The 13,096-nt window shown below is 65.2% G+C and carries 13 protein-coding genes; 8 read left to right on the top strand and 5 right to left on the bottom strand.

What is annotated here, in order from left to right; translation table 11 throughout:
• The first annotated feature begins 6 nt into the window (after positions 1–6).
• Genes trbE through V5F66_RS03595 form a run of 8 tightly spaced genes read left to right on the top strand, consistent with a single transcriptional unit; the run spans position 7 to position 7,982 of the window.
• Positions 7–2,436 carry a conjugal transfer protein TrbE gene (gene trbE / locus V5F66_RS03630; protein ID WP_394093268.1) on the top strand — a complete coding sequence of 810 codons (2,430 nt, stop codon included), beginning with the start codon at positions 7–9 and terminating at the stop codon, positions 2,434–2,436.
• Positions 2,433–3,167, top strand: coding sequence for a P-type conjugative transfer protein TrbJ (gene trbJ, locus V5F66_RS03625; protein WP_394093267.1), 735 nt, complete (start codon positions 2,433–2,435; stop codon positions 3,165–3,167). Before trbE ends, trbJ begins: the two co-directional genes overlap by 4 nt.
• Positions 3,168–3,176: 9 nt before the next feature.
• Entirely contained in the window at positions 3,177–3,437 is a 261-nt protein-coding gene (trbK-alt, locus tag V5F66_RS03620) for a putative entry exclusion protein TrbK-alt (protein ID WP_394093266.1), read from the top strand.
• Positions 3,434–4,714 (top strand): P-type conjugative transfer protein TrbL, encoded by a 1,281-nt coding sequence (gene trbL / locus V5F66_RS03615; RefSeq protein ID WP_394093265.1) that lies wholly within the window; start codon positions 3,434–3,436, stop codon positions 4,712–4,714. Before trbK-alt ends, trbL begins: the two co-directional genes overlap by 4 nt.
• Positions 4,711–5,400, top strand: coding sequence for a conjugal transfer protein TrbF (trbF, locus tag V5F66_RS03610; RefSeq protein ID WP_394093264.1), 690 nt, complete (start codon positions 4,711–4,713; stop codon positions 5,398–5,400). Before trbL ends, trbF begins: the two co-directional genes overlap by 4 nt.
• The gene (trbG, locus tag V5F66_RS03605) at positions 5,397–6,449 is read left to right on the top strand and encodes a P-type conjugative transfer protein TrbG (RefSeq protein WP_394093263.1); all 1,053 of its coding nucleotides are present in this window, start codon (positions 5,397–5,399) and stop codon (positions 6,447–6,449) included. The genes trbF and trbG overlap by 4 nt, the downstream gene beginning before the upstream one ends.
• Positions 6,446–7,693 carry a TraB/TrbI/VirB10 family type IV secretion system protein gene (locus V5F66_RS03600; protein ID WP_394093262.1) on the top strand — a complete coding sequence of 416 codons (1,248 nt, stop codon included), beginning with the start codon at positions 6,446–6,448 and terminating at the stop codon, positions 7,691–7,693. The genes trbG and V5F66_RS03600 overlap by 4 nt, the downstream gene beginning before the upstream one ends.
• Before the next feature lies 1 nt (position 7,694).
• The gene (locus V5F66_RS03595; RefSeq protein WP_394093261.1) at positions 7,695–7,982 is read left to right on the top strand and encodes a DUF2274 domain-containing protein; all 288 of its coding nucleotides are present in this window, start codon (positions 7,695–7,697) and stop codon (positions 7,980–7,982) included.
• On the opposite strand, the gene V5F66_RS03590 is transcribed toward V5F66_RS03595, so the two are convergent.
• From V5F66_RS03590 to V5F66_RS03570, 5 genes are all read right to left on the bottom strand, one after another.
• Positions 7,867–8,850 carry a LysR family transcriptional regulator gene (locus V5F66_RS03590; RefSeq protein WP_394093260.1) on the bottom strand — a complete coding sequence of 328 codons (984 nt, stop codon included), beginning with the start codon at positions 8,848–8,850 and terminating at the stop codon, positions 7,867–7,869. The genes V5F66_RS03595 and V5F66_RS03590 overlap by 116 nt on opposite strands.
• 41 nt (positions 8,851–8,891) lie before the next feature.
• Complete coding sequence (locus V5F66_RS03585; protein ID WP_394093259.1) at positions 8,892–9,665, bottom strand: enoyl-CoA hydratase; 774 nt, start codon at positions 9,663–9,665, stop codon at positions 8,892–8,894.
• Positions 9,666–9,691: 26 nt separating this feature from the next.
• Positions 9,692–10,858, bottom strand: coding sequence for an acetyl-CoA acetyltransferase (locus tag V5F66_RS03580; protein ID WP_394093258.1), 1,167 nt, complete (start codon positions 10,856–10,858; stop codon positions 9,692–9,694).
• 111 nt (positions 10,859–10,969) lie between these two features.
• Entirely contained in the window at positions 10,970–11,968 is a 999-nt protein-coding gene (locus V5F66_RS03575; RefSeq protein ID WP_394093257.1) for a TRAP transporter substrate-binding protein, read from the bottom strand.
• A 60-nt stretch (positions 11,969–12,028) separates the two neighbouring features.
• Positions 12,029–13,093, bottom strand: coding sequence for a branched-chain amino acid ABC transporter permease (locus V5F66_RS03570; protein ID WP_394093256.1), 1,065 nt, complete (start codon positions 13,091–13,093; stop codon positions 12,029–12,031).
• Positions 13,094–13,096 lie beyond the last annotated feature (3 nt).

Raw genomic sequence — 13,096 nt, 5'->3', positions numbered from 1 at the left:
CGCACAATGATGAACTTCGCCGAGTATCGTCGAAACGGGAGCCGGCTCGCGGACTATTTGCCGTGGGCGGCCCTCGTTGGCCCGGGCATCGTCCTCAACAAGGACGGCAGCTTCCAGCGCACGGCGCGCTTCCGCGGGCCGGACCTCGACTCGGCGGAGCCCGCCGAACTCGTGGCGGTGGCGGGTCGCCTCAACAGCGCCTTCCGCCGCCTCGGCTCAGGCTGGGCACTGTTCGTGGAAGCCCAGCGGCACGCGGCGGGCGCCTATCCCGAGAGCCTCTTCCCCGATCCCGCCTCCGCGCTGGTGGAGGCCGAGCGCAAGGCGGGCTTCGCCGAGGCCGGCAGCCATTTCGAGTCGAGCTATTTCCTCACCTTCACATGGCTCCCCCCGGCGGAGGATGCCGCACGGGCCGAGAGCTGGCTCTATGAGGGGCGTGGGCGCGAAGGTGTCGATCCCCACGAAGCACTGGATGGCTTCGTCGATCGGACAGACCGGGTGTTCCGGCTGGTCGAAGCCTTCATGCCGGAGTGCCACTGGCTCGAGGATGTCGAGACCCTGACTTATCTTCACAGCTGCGTCTCGACCCGGCGCCAGCGAGTGCGTGTCCCCGAGACGCCCATGTATCTCGATGGGCTCCTCGCCGACCAGCCGCTCACCGGTGGCCTGGAGCCCATGCTGGGGGACCAACACCTCCGCGTGCTGACCATCGTGGGGTTTCCCACGGCGACAACGCCGGGGATCCTCGACGACCTCAACCGACTGGCCTTTCCCTATCGCTGGTCGACCCGCGCCATCCTCCTCGACAAGACCGACGCCACCTGGCTCCTCACGAAGATCCGCCGGCAGTGGTTCGCCAAGCGCAAGTCCATCGCCGCCATCCTCAAGGAGGTGATGACCAACGAGGCCTCCGTGCTGGTGGATTCCGATGCCGCCAACAAAGCGGAGGATGCCGACCTCGCCCTGCAGGAGCTCGGCGCCGACCATGCCGGCATTGCCTATGTCACCGCCATGGTGACGGTCTGGGATGCCGATCCCCGCATCGCCGACGAGAAGCTTCGGCTGGTGGAGAAGGTGATCCAGGGCCGGGACTTCACCGCCATGGTCGAGACGATTAATGCCGTTGACGCCTGGCTCGGCAGCCTGCCGGGCCATGTCTACGCCAATGTCCGCCAGCCGCCCGTCTCCACCCTCAACCTCGCGCACATGATCCCTCTCTCGGCGGTCTGGGCGGGAGACGAGCAGGACGGGCATTTTGCGGCGCCGCCTTTGTTCTATGGGAAGACCGAAGGCTCCACCCCGTTCCGCTTCTCGCTCCATGTGGGAGACGTGGGGCACACGTTGGTGGTGGGACCGACCGGCGCCGGCAAGTCGGTGCTGCTGGCGCTCATGGCCCTACAGTTCCGGCGCTATGCCGGATCCCAGGTGTTCGCCTTCGATTTCGGCGGCAGCATTCGGGCCGCCGCGCTCGCCATGGGTGGCGACTGGTACGATTTGGGCGGAAGCCTTGCCGAGGAGAGCATCGCGCTCCAGCCGCTCGCCCGCGTGGACGAGCTTTCCGAGCGCGCATGGGCGGCGGACTGGATCGTGGCGATCCTCACCCGGGAAGGCATCTCGATCACCCCGGAGGTGAAGGAACATATCTGGTCGGCGCTTTCGTCGCTCGCCTCCGCGCCTGTCGAGGAACGCACCCTGACGGGACTTGCCGTGCTCCTCCAGTCCAATGCGCTGAAGCAGGCGCTGCGGCCCTATTGCATCGGCGGCTCCCATGGCCGGCTGCTGGACGCCGAGGCTGAGCATCTGGGGCAGGCCTCCGTTCAGGCCTTCGAGACCGAGGGGCTGATCGGCACCAGCGCGGCACCGGCTGTCCTCTCCTATCTGTTCCACCGCATTGAGGACCGGCTCGACGGATCGCCCACCCTCCTCATCATCGACGAGGGCTGGCTTGCCCTCGACGATCCAGGCTTCGCCGGACAGCTCCGGGAATGGCTGAAGACCCTGCGCAAGAAGAACGCCAGCGTGGTGTTCGCCACCCAGTCCCTCTCGGACATCGACGGCTCCGCCATCGCTCCTGCCATCATCGAGAGCTGCCAGACCCGGCTGCTGCTCCCCAACGAGCGGGCGGTGGAACCCCAGATCACCGCCATCTACCGGCGCTTCGGCCTCAACGACCGGCAGATCGAGATCCTCGCTCGGGCGACACCGAAGCGGGACTATTACTGCCAGTCCCGGCGCGGCAACCGCCTGTTCGAGCTCAGGCTGTCGCAGGTGGCGCTCGCTTTGTGCGCCGCCGGGTCCAAGACCGATCAGGCTGCGCTCTCGCAGGTTTTTGCCGAGCACGGGCGCGACGGCTTCCTCGCGGCGTGGCTGCGCCATCGCGGCCTCGGCTGGGCGGCCGACCTCATCCCCACCCTCGACAATCTGGAGACACGCTCATGATCGGCTCGATGCTGCGGGCAGCGCTCGTCGCTGCGCCGCTCGTTCTCTACCCGCTAACGCCGGCGGCCGCGCAATATGTGGTCTACGACCCCTCGAACTATGCGCAGAACGTCCTTCAGGCGGCCCGCGCCCTCCAGCAGGTGACCAACCAGATCACCTCGCTGCAGAACGAAGCGCAGATGCTGATCAACCAGGCCCGCAATCTTGCGAGCCTACCGTATTCCTCCCTCAGGGCGCTGCAGCAGTCCGCCCAGCGCACCCAGCAGTTGCTCGGGCAGGCCCAGAAGATCGCCTATGACGTCGGCGCCATCGACCGGGCCTTCCAGGGCCAGTACGGCTCGGTCTCCCTGAGTGCCACGGATGCCGCCCTGGTCGCCCAGGCGAAGACCCGCTGGCAGACCACGGTCGCGGGCCTTCAGGACGCCATGCGGGTGCAGGCGGGCGTCGTTGGCAATCTCGACACCGGCCGCACCCAGGCATCGACGCTGGTCGGCCAGAGCCAGGCGGCGAGCGGCGCACTGCAGGCCATGCAGGCGGGCAACCAGCTCCAGGCACTCCAGGCCCAGCAGCTTTCTGATCTCACCGCCGTGGTCGCTGCCAATGGACGGGCGCAGGCCCTGTCCGAGGCCGAACGGGCGACGGCGGTCTCGGAGGGGCAGGAGCGCTACCGGCGCTTCTCGACCCCGTCGAGCTACCAACCCTCCGCCGTCACCATGTTCCGCGGGAATTGAGGGGCGGCCATGGATCAGGGCACCGCACTCAGAACCCTCGTCGTCGCTGGCCTTGTGGGCACGGTGATCGCAGCCCTTGCCGTCTCCTCAGGCCGGGAAACGGAGGCGGTCACTGCGATCAGCGTGAAGGGAGGAAACGTCTCCTCGGTCGACCTGAAGAGCTGCGCCACGCTGGAGCAGGCCGATCCCATCGATTCGCATTGCGCGGCGCTCTGGGAGGCGAACCGCCGCCGCTTCTTCGGCAAGCCCACGGAAGGAGTGGCGCCGTGAACGACGTGGGCGTCATCGACACCTTCCTCAACACCTTCACCAGCTACATCGATTCCGGCTTCGGCCTGATCAAGGGCGAGGTGACGGGCCTCTCCTCCCTCCTGATCGCTCTCGACATCACGCTTGCCGGCCTGTTCTGGGCCTGGGGCGCCGACGAGGACGTGATGCGCCGGCTGGTGAGGAAGACGCTGGCCATCGGCTTCTTCGCCTGGATCATCGGCAACTTCAACGCGCTCGCCAAGATCGTATTCGAGAGCTTCGCTGGCCTCGGCCTCAAGGCCGGCGGGTCGACCATCAGCACGGCGGAGTTCCTGCGGCCGGGGCGCCTTGCAGAAGTCGGGCTCACCGCGGGCCAGCCGCTGCTCGATGCGGCGAGCCAGCTCACCGGGCCGGTAGCGCTCTTCGTCAATGCCGTGCAGATCGCCGTGCTGCTGGTCTCCTGGCTCCTGATCCTGATCGCCTTCTTCATCCTGGCGGTGCAGCTCTTCGTCACCCTCATCGAGTTCAAGCTGACGACGCTCGCCGGCTTCGTCCTCATCCCCTTCGCCTTCTTCGGCAAGACCGCCTTCCTGGCCGAGAAGGTGCTCGGGAATATCGTTGCGTCGGGCGTGAAGGTGATGGTGCTGGCGGTCATTGTCGGCATCGGCTCGGGGCTGTTCTCTCAATTCACCGCCTCCTATGGCGATGCCCAACCGACCATCAGCCAAGCTCTGTCGGCCGTGCTGGCGGCGCTGGCGCTCCTCGGTCTCGGCATCTTCGGACCGGGGATCGCCACGGGCCTGATCACCGGCGCGCCGCAGCTCGGCGCGGGCGCCGCCGTTGGGACTGGCCTCGCCGCAGGAGGTGCGGCGCTCGCGGGAGCCGGCGCAGCGGGCATGGCAATGCGCGGGGCTGGTGCTGCTCTGTCGGGAGCAGCCGCGGCGGCACGAGCCGGAGCCAACCTCGCCGGCGGCGCCGCATCCGCCTACAGCGCGGGAACCGCCGGCCAGCCTGGGCTGTCCGGCGTCGCAGGAGGTCTCGGCGGCGTCGCGCGCGCCGGTGCAACCGCTGCAGCCTCTCCGTTGCGCGGATCAGCCGCCGCCTCGCCGACCTTTGGAGCTAATCCCGCTGCAGCAAGCGCTTCAGCCTCCTCCGGTGATGCCCCCGAATGGGCCCGGCGCACGCGGCGCTCCCAGCAGGTCGCCCACGGTGTCCAGACCGCGACCCATGCTGTGCGATCCGGCGACAGCCATGGCGGCGGGTCCTCCATCTCCCTCTCCGAAAGCGATCGCCCATGACCCCCTTCAAGCGACCCTCGGTCCATTACGGCCGCTCCCCCGAGCCCGAGACGCCCTATCAGCGCGCGGCCCAGGCGTGGGACGACCGCATCGGCTCGGCCCGCGTCCAGGCGAAGAACTGGCGCCTCATGGCCTTCGGCTGCCTCGCCCTCTCGGCCGGCCTCTCCGGTGCCCTGGCGTGGCAGGCGCTAAGCGGCTCGGTGGTGCCTTGGGTCGTTCAGGTGGACAAGCTCGGGCAGGCGCAGGCCGTGGAACCCGCCACCTCGGACTATCGTCCCTCCGATCCCCAGATCGCCTTCCACCTCGCCCGCTTCATCGAGGAGGTGCGCAGCATTTCCGCCGATCCCGTCATCGTTCGGCAGAACTGGCTCAGAGCCTATGCCTACACGACCCAAGCCGGCGCCGTGGCCCTCAACGACTATGCCCGCACCAATGATCCCTTCGCCCGGGTCGGTAAGCAGCAGGTGGCGGTAGAGGTCTCGAGCGTCATCCGCGCCTCGCCGGACTCCTTTCGTATCGCCTGGACCGAGCGCCGCTACCAGGACGGCAGCCTCGCCGACACCGCCCGCTGGAGCGCCATCCTCACTGTCGTGGTGCAGGCGCCGCAGGATGCCGAGCGCCTCAGGGCCAATCCCCTCGGAATCTACGTCAACGCCATCAACTGGTCGAAGGAGCTCGCACAATGACGCCGGCCATCCGCACATCCGGGAGGCCGGCGCGCCGTGTCCTCTCCTTTCCGGCTTTCCGCAAGTCCAGCTTGCCGCTTCTGCTGGTTTGCACTTCAGCCCTCGCTGGCTGCGCCACCTTCGAGAAGCCGCCCGAGATCGAATATGACGATGCCCCGACCGCTGTCTTCAAGGCCGAACCGCCGGGACCGGTACGCATCGTCGAGCTGCCCAAGCCCCTTCCGCTCCCCGGCCAGCTGAAGCCAGTGGGCAAGGACGGCAAGGCCGAGCCGGAAGCGACCGACCCTGCCGCTCGGGTGAACCAGGCCAATGCCGCCGCCCGGGTCCAGCCCATGCGCAACGGCTTCATCAATTCCATGCAGGTTTATCCCTTCGTGGAAGGCGCGCTCTATCAGGTCTATGCCGCGCCGGGGCAGGTCACCGACATCGCCCTGCAACCCGGCGAGCAACTGGTGGGAACGGGGCCCGTGGCGGCCGGCGACACGGTGCGCTGGATCATTGGCGATACGGAGAGCGGGGCGGGAACGGCCAAGCAGGTCCACATTCTGGTGAAGCCGACGCGGGCGGACCTCACCACCAATCTCGTGATCAACACCAATCTGCGCACCTATCACATGGAGCTGCGCTCCACCGAGAAGACTTACATGGCCTCGGTCTCCTGGCAGTACCCCCAGGACCAGCTCATCGCCCTCCGACGCCAGAACGCCGAGGCGGCAGTCGTGCAACCCGTCGCCACCGGAATCGACCTGACCAAAGTGAACTTCCGCTACGAGGTGACCGGTGACAGGGCGCCGTGGCGGCCGCTCCGCGCCTTCGACGATGGTCAGCAGGTGTTCATCGAGTTTCCCCGGGGCATCGCCCAGGGCGAGATGCCGCCGCTGTTTGTGGTCGGCCCACAGGGCGACACCTCCGAACTCGTGAACTATCGTGTGCGCGGCAGCTACATGATCGTCGACCGCCTCTTCGCGGCAGCCGAACTCTGCTTCGGTGCCGATAAGGACCAGAAGCGCGTGCGCATCTCCCGGACCGATGGGAGGCCGGTTCTATGAGCGGCAATGAAACCGGGAAGGGGAAGGGGCCGGGCCCTGCCGACGATGACGGCTCCCGGCCGCTGAAGGGGGAAGCCGCGGTGGCCATGCGGCTGCGGCCGGAGCCGCCACGGGTGACCCGCTTGTCTCGCAAGGTGCTGGCTGGACTGGGGCTGGTTACCGGCCTCGGGATCGGCAGTGCGCTGATCTATGCCCTTCAGGCGCGGAAAGACCACGGTCCAGGACAGGAGCTCTACGCCACCGACGTCAAGGCGACGCCGGACGGGCTGGCCGGCCTGCCGAAGGACTACAGTGGCATCCCCAAGCTGGGGCCACCGCTGCCCGGCGATCTCGGACGGCCGATCCTCAATGCGCAGACGGCGGCCCAGCCACCGGTTCCGACAATGGAAGGCATGCCCAATCCAGCTCTCAGCCCTGAGGAGCAGCGCCAGCAGCAGGAGACCGAGGCGGCGCGGACCGGACGGCTGTTCGCCCAGACCAACACGCGGCTGGCAAGCTCTGTCGTGGCGCAACAGGTGAGCGCAGCGTCGGTTCCAACGGCGGCACCTGTCCCGGATCTGACTTCCATTGGTCTTGCGCCGCAGGCGGTGACACCAACGCCCCAGGAGCGGCAGACGGCCTTCCTCAACCAAGCGGTCGACCGACGCACCGTGTCGCCCGACCGCGTCGCGGCTCCGGCCTCGGCCAATATCCTGCAGGCAGGCGCGGTCATTCCCGCAGCGCTGATCACCGGCATCCGCTCCGACCTGCCAGGCCAGATCACCGCCCAAGTGACCGAGAATGTCCACGACAGTCCGACCGGCCGGATCCTCCTGATCCCCCAGGGCACCCGGATCATTGGCCAGTACGACAATGGGGTCGGCTTCGGGCAGCGCCGGGTTCTCCTGGTCTGGAACCGGCTCATCTTCCCCAATGGCCGCTCCATCGTGCTAGAGCGGCAACCTGGAGCCGACGCCGAAGGCTATGCCGGTCTCGAAGATGGCGTCGACTATCACTGGGGCGAGCTGTTCAAGGCGGCCGTGCTCTCCACCATCCTGAGCGTCGGCGCGAACGCAGGCACGTCCGGCAACAACAGCGACCTTGCGAGCGCCCTGCGCGAGGGCGCCTCCGACAGCATCAGCCAGACAGGCCGCCAGATTGTCCAGCGCCAGCTCAACATCGCCCCGACGCTGACCATCCGGCCGGGATACCCGGTGCGGGTTATCGTCACGCGCGATCTCGTTCTCGAACCCTATGGAAGCTGACATGCCGAAGCTGAAACTCTCCGAAATCCTCGACGACAAACCGGTGAAGGTGACGGTCGAATTGCCGGCAAAGTTGCATCGCGATCTTCTCGCCTACTCAGAAATCCTTAGTCGGGAAAGCAATCAATCCCCTACAGAGCCATCCCGCCTCATCGTTCCCATGCTTGAGCGCTTCATCGCGACGGATCGTGGATTTGCGAAGGCTCGGCGCGCAGCTCCTCCAGTTCCCGCGGATGGGCAATCGCTTGGTTCACTTCCGAGGAGGGAGCCATTTTCCGGGCAAGGCTAAGGAGCGTTCGAAACGCGGGATTGTCGTTCTTTGGCGACCAGGCCGCATGGAATGAAACCACCTCGTCGTGCAGCGGGCGATAGGTCAGCCCGGCGACCTTCACCAGACGTTCCGATTCGATGATCAACGTCATTCCGCGGCCGGACGCCACGAGATTGAGAAGCTTGTATCGCCCGACCCGCTGCGCCTCGACGCGGGGCTCACCTTCGATCTCCCGGATTTTCCGGACAACATAGTCTTGAATCCGCGCGCCTGCCGGCGTGTCTCGGATAAGAATTTTCTCAGCACTGAGATCCCGCCATGTCAATGAATCTGAGGCAGCAAGCTGATGGCCTTCCGGCAATGCCACCAGCACCTGTTCCGACCAGAGGTAAGCTGCATCGCACTCCGCAAAATCGCTCAGCCCAATGACAAAGGCGATATCGATCTGAAACTGGCGAAGAGCATTGATGTGCTCATGTGCTTCACCCTCGACGAAATCGATGTGAACTGAGCCATATCTTGCATCATATGCTCGAAACAATGCTGACAAAAATCCGGAGGACAAGGACGAAAACAGTCCAACTTTGAGATATCCACCCTCCGCCCGCCCGATGGCAGCCACCTCGGCAGCCCCGTCCCGAATGTGGTCCAGGGCATGGCGGGCACGATGAAGGAAGCGCTGGCCGGCCATCGTCAGATTGATTCCCCCGGAGTGCCGCAGGAACAGGGATGCACCGATTTGGTCTTCAACGCCGCGAATCCGACGACTCACGGAGGATTCCTGCACCCCGAGTACCGGTGCCGCCTTCCGAAAACTTCCAACATCTGCTGCCGTAATTAAAAAATTCAGATCACGGATATCGATCTGTATTTTATCTTTCTTCATTACGCCTCTTCAGATATCTATTCCTAATGATTTCAACAATTTCATCTGCCACGGAACTGTGGTGCACGCTTTTCCGTGAACGCGGCCATTCCTTCTTTTTGATCAAGAGTTGCAAAAAGAGATTGAAAGGTTCGGCGCTCGAACAGGAGCCCCTCGGAGAGTGAGGTCTCAAAGGCTCGGTTCACGGCTTCCTTGATGGCCATCGTGTTGATGCGAGATTTTGTCGAAATAGCTTCGGCGACAGCCTGCGCTTCAGCGCGCAAATTCGAAGCGGGCACGACCCTCGACACCAGCCCGGACCGCTCCGCCTCCGCGGCGTCTATCATCCGACCTGTCAGGCAGAGGTCCATCGCCTTAGCCTTGCCGACGGCGCGAACGAGGCGCTGCGTCCCTCCAGCGCCCGGCATGACTCCGATCTTCACTTCCGGGAGGCCGAACCTCGCCGTATCTGAGGCAATCACGACATCGCACATCAGTACGACCTCGCAACCGCCACCCAACGCATAACCCGCGACTGCGGCAACGAGAGGTTTGCGCATGCGGGCGATCGCATCCCAGGACGCGAGAAAATCCTCGAGAAATGTCTCGGGATAGGTGCGATCGACCGCTTCCTTGATGTCCGCCCCCGCTGCGAAGGCGCGGTCGGATCCGGTGAGTACCACGCAACCGATGTCCGGATTGGCGCTGAAGGCGGCGAGAGCGCCCGCGATCTCCCCCACCATCGCGGTGTTGAGCGCATTGAGTGCGTCCGGTCGATCAAGCGTGATCCATCCCACCCGGTCAATGATTTGGGTTCGGATGAGTTCAAATGACATCGCCTCGTCCTCTTGGTCAGGTGCATTCACCGCGTACGTTCCAGAATGCTGACGTAGTTCGCGACGGCGGCGCCGCCCATGTTGAAAATCCCGCCGAGCCGTGCATTTCTGATTTGGATACCTGGCGCAGTTTCCGCGAGTTGCATCGCCGCCATCACGTGCATGGAGACGCCGGTTGCGCCGATGGGATGGCCCTTGGCCTTGAGGCCGCCAGACAGGTTCACCGGAAGCTTGCCGCCGGGTTCCGTCCAACCCTCTAAAATCGCACGGCGGCCTTCGCCGGCGGAGGTGAGGCCCATCGCCTCGTACTCGATCAGCTCGGCAATTGTGAAGCAGTCGTGAGTCTCTACGAAGTCGAGATCCAGGAGAGTCAACTTGGCCGCTTCAAGGGCTCCGTGCCACGCCTTGGCTGCTCCTTCGAACCGGGTCATGTCGCGTCGGCTCATGGGCAGGTAGTCATTCACCTGCGTCATCCCCTTGAGGCCAATGGCTGTTTCCCGGGTTGCCGCGACATCGCTTCCGGCCAGAACAAGGGCTGCTGCACCATCTGAGACCATTGAACAGTCGGTGCGCCGCAGGGGAGACGCCACAATCGGATTCTTGTCGGAAACCGTCGCGCAGAACTCATACCCAAGATCTTTTTGCATGTGGGCCAGCGGATTATGGGCGCCATTTCTATGGTTTTTGGCAGCTATGTAAGCAAGCGCATCGGATTGGTCGCCGTAACGTAGAAAGTAATCGTTTGCAATCCGTCCAAACAAACCTGCGAAAGAAGTATTTTTTCCACCTTCCTGTTTCACGTAACTGGCGGATGCCAAAGCTTTCCGGACGTCTTCAGCGGGGCTTGCAGTCATTTTTTCCACGCCGAGGACTAAAACGATCCGCGCCTGCCTAGACGCGATAAGCGTCGCTCCATGACGCACAGCCGCTGAGCCGGTAGCGCAGGCATTCTCTACGCGCGTGGAGGGTCGGAAGCGAAGGGCTTGGTCCGTCTGCAGAGCGAGGGACGCGGGGAAGCCCTGCGGGTCGAGACCCTGATTGAAGTGGCCGACGACGATCTCGTCGACCTCTGCCGGTTCCACCCCGGCATGTGCCAGAGCCGAGGAAGCTACCCCGCTGATCAGGCTCTCGAGCGTCTCGTCATCTAGCTTACCAAATCGGGTGTGCGACCAACCGATGATATTTCCAAGCATTGTCTGGGGTTTCCAATTTCATAAAGTCAGCCGAGGGGAGTGACTACGTGCCTTTTGCTTTCCAGATCTTACGAAATACGCCGGGCGACGGCCGCCCGGCGTGGTATTCCATCAGTTGCCGCGCGGCCTTATCTGAGCCTGGAACTCGCGCCAAACATCCGGAAAGCGCTCGGAGAACGCCACGGCAACCGGAGAGACGGCTTCACGCCACGGCTTGACATCCGTTACGGTGACAATGGCGGCCCCCTTCGCTGCCATGTCCTTCAGGATGGCCGCGTCATCCTTCTCCATGCGCTCCCAGCCTTCTGTGATGTTGGCGCGGGCAGAAGCGAGCAGCGCGTCGCGGTCAGGGCTGGAGAGACGTTCCAGCGCGTCCTTCCGCGCCACCAGCACGTAGGTGATCATCATCAGCCCCGGCGCGTGGGTGGCCTTGGGCGCAGCCATGCCGAGCTGCGAGGTCCAGGCGCCGGGCGAGGTGAAGACCCCGTCGAGGGCGCCGCGCTCGAAGGCGGGCTTCATCTCGGGGATGGGCAGCACCACCGGCTCCGCCGAGAGGCGGCGCATGATGTCCTCGTAGGTGCCGGGCCCGGCTACGCGAATCTTCAGCCCCTTGAGGTCCGCCGGCGTTGCGACGCGCTTGTCGCGGAAGACAAAGAGCTGGTCCGCGCCCCGCATCAGGCCGATCACCCGCAGGTCCTGCTTCTGCGCGAGCGTATCGAGGAGGTCCACCACCCCGCGGCGCGCGGCCGACTGGGCCATGGCGGTGTCGTCGAGCGCGAAGGGCAGGTTGACGAAGCCGAAGCGCGGATCAAGGCGCTCCAGATTGGCCGCATTGACGAAGGTGAGTTCCGCCTTCCCGGCCTTCAATGCCTCGATGGAGGCAAACCCCGGATAGATGGTGCCGCCCGGATTGGCGGCGATCGTCAGCCGGCCCGAACTTGTCCGGGCCACATCCTCAGCCATGGCCGTGAAGTAGGGCACGCGCGGATGATTGGTCGGGATGTCGAAGACGAGCCTCAGCTCGTCCGCCGTGGCGACGGCGGGAAGCGCGGCGAGGGGGGCGAGCGTCATCAGCGCCGCCCCGACAAGGCGGCTGACAGTCTTGGTCATGGGCGGTATTCCTCCGGTGTTGCGCGCGTTGGTGCGCGTCGTTCATCCGCGGGGCGGATTTCAGTAAGGCAGCGGCCAGCGGCGCAGGCGCTCCTTCGCCTTCACGGTGAGGCGGGCGAGGCCGTTCGGCTCGATGATGAGGAAGGCGACGATGAGCGCGCCGAAGATCATCAGCTCCAGATTGGCGAGAACGTCCGGCTTCAGGGCTTCGCCGAACAAGGTCGCGGCGTTGGCGATGGCCACGGGCAGGAGCACGATGAAGGCCGCCCCGAGGAAGGAGCCGAGGATGGAGCCGAGGCCTCCGATAATGACCATGAACAGGATCTGGAACGAGCGATGCAGCGAAAAGGCCTCGATCTCCACGTTGCCGAGATAGAGGAACGCCCACAGCGCGCCGGCCACCCCGCAATAGAAGCCCGAGACCGCGAACGCGGTGAGCTTGGCGCGGGCGGTGTCGACGCCGGTCAGCTCCGCCGCCGTCTCGTGGTCGCGCACCGCCATCAGGGCGCGGCCGGCGGAGGAGCGGACGAGGTTCTTCGCGAGCAGCGCGAGGACCACCACCGCCACGAAGGCGACGAGGTAGCGCGACGGCACCGACGAGAAGGCAAAGCCGAATAAAAAGAGCGTCGGGGTGGAAACGACGCCAGAGGGGGTGTTCAGCACCAGCCACGGAATGTGGGTGCAGATCCATTCGATGAAGAATTGCGCGGCAAGCGTCGCCACCGCCACGTAGAAGCCGCGGATGCGCAGCGACAGCAGCCCGAAGGCGAGCCCCACCGCGCCCGCCACCAGTCCGGCCAGCGCGAAGGAGACCGGGAACGGCAGCATGGGCAGGCGGATCATCAGGTTCACCGCCGCATAGGCCCCCACCGCCATGAAGGCGCCGGACCCCAGCGAGAGCTGACCCGCATAGCCGGTGAGGATGTTGAGGCCGATGGCGGCGAGCGACAGGATCAGGAACGGCAGCAGGATGGAACCGAGCCAGTAGGGGCCCGCCACCAGCGGCACGACAAGCGCGCCGACCGCGACCACCCCGATCACCACCCGGCGGTCGAGGGCCACGGGGAAGATGGCCTGTTCCTTGGCGTAGGAAGTCTTCAGCTCCCCGGCGTCACGGTAGAACATGGG

This window comes from Xanthobacter versatilis (assembly GCF_043193975.1).
Lineage (GTDB): Bacteria > Pseudomonadota > Alphaproteobacteria > Rhizobiales > Xanthobacteraceae > Xanthobacter > Xanthobacter autotrophicus_E.
This window is presented reverse-complemented; position numbering and strand designations above follow the sequence as displayed.

What these genes read in the sequence shown, in the direction of transcription:
- V5F66_RS03580 (WP_394093258.1), bottom strand. Translation starts at nt 10,858, where the DNA reads ATGCTTGGAAATATCATCGGTTGGTCGCACACCCGATTTGGTAAGCTA.
- V5F66_RS03590 (WP_394093260.1), bottom strand. Translation starts at nt 8,850, where the DNA reads ATGAAGAAAGATAAAATACAGATCGATATCCGTGATCTGAATTTTTTA.
- V5F66_RS03595 (WP_394093261.1), top strand. Translation starts at nt 7,695, where the DNA reads ATGCCGAAGCTGAAACTCTCCGAAATCCTCGACGACAAACCGGTGAAG.
- trbK-alt (WP_394093266.1), top strand. Translation starts at nt 3,177, where the DNA reads ATGGATCAGGGCACCGCACTCAGAACCCTCGTCGTCGCTGGCCTTGTG.
- trbE (WP_394093268.1), top strand. Translation starts at nt 7, where the DNA reads ATGATGAACTTCGCCGAGTATCGTCGAAACGGGAGCCGGCTCGCGGAC.
- V5F66_RS03585 (WP_394093259.1), bottom strand. Translation starts at nt 9,665, where the DNA reads ATGTCATTTGAACTCATCCGAACCCAAATCATTGACCGGGTGGGATGG.
- V5F66_RS03600 (WP_394093262.1), top strand. Translation starts at nt 6,446, where the DNA reads ATGAGCGGCAATGAAACCGGGAAGGGGAAGGGGCCGGGCCCTGCCGAC.
- V5F66_RS03575 (WP_394093257.1), bottom strand. Translation starts at nt 11,968, where the DNA reads ATGACCAAGACTGTCAGCCGCCTTGTCGGGGCGGCGCTGATGACGCTC.
- trbF (WP_394093264.1), top strand. Translation starts at nt 4,711, where the DNA reads ATGACCCCCTTCAAGCGACCCTCGGTCCATTACGGCCGCTCCCCCGAG.
- V5F66_RS03570 (WP_394093256.1), bottom strand. Translation starts at nt 13,093, where the DNA reads ATGTTCTACCGTGACGCCGGGGAGCTGAAGACTTCCTACGCCAAGGAA.
- trbG (WP_394093263.1), top strand. Translation starts at nt 5,397, where the DNA reads ATGACGCCGGCCATCCGCACATCCGGGAGGCCGGCGCGCCGTGTCCTC.
- trbJ (WP_394093267.1), top strand. Translation starts at nt 2,433, where the DNA reads ATGATCGGCTCGATGCTGCGGGCAGCGCTCGTCGCTGCGCCGCTCGTT.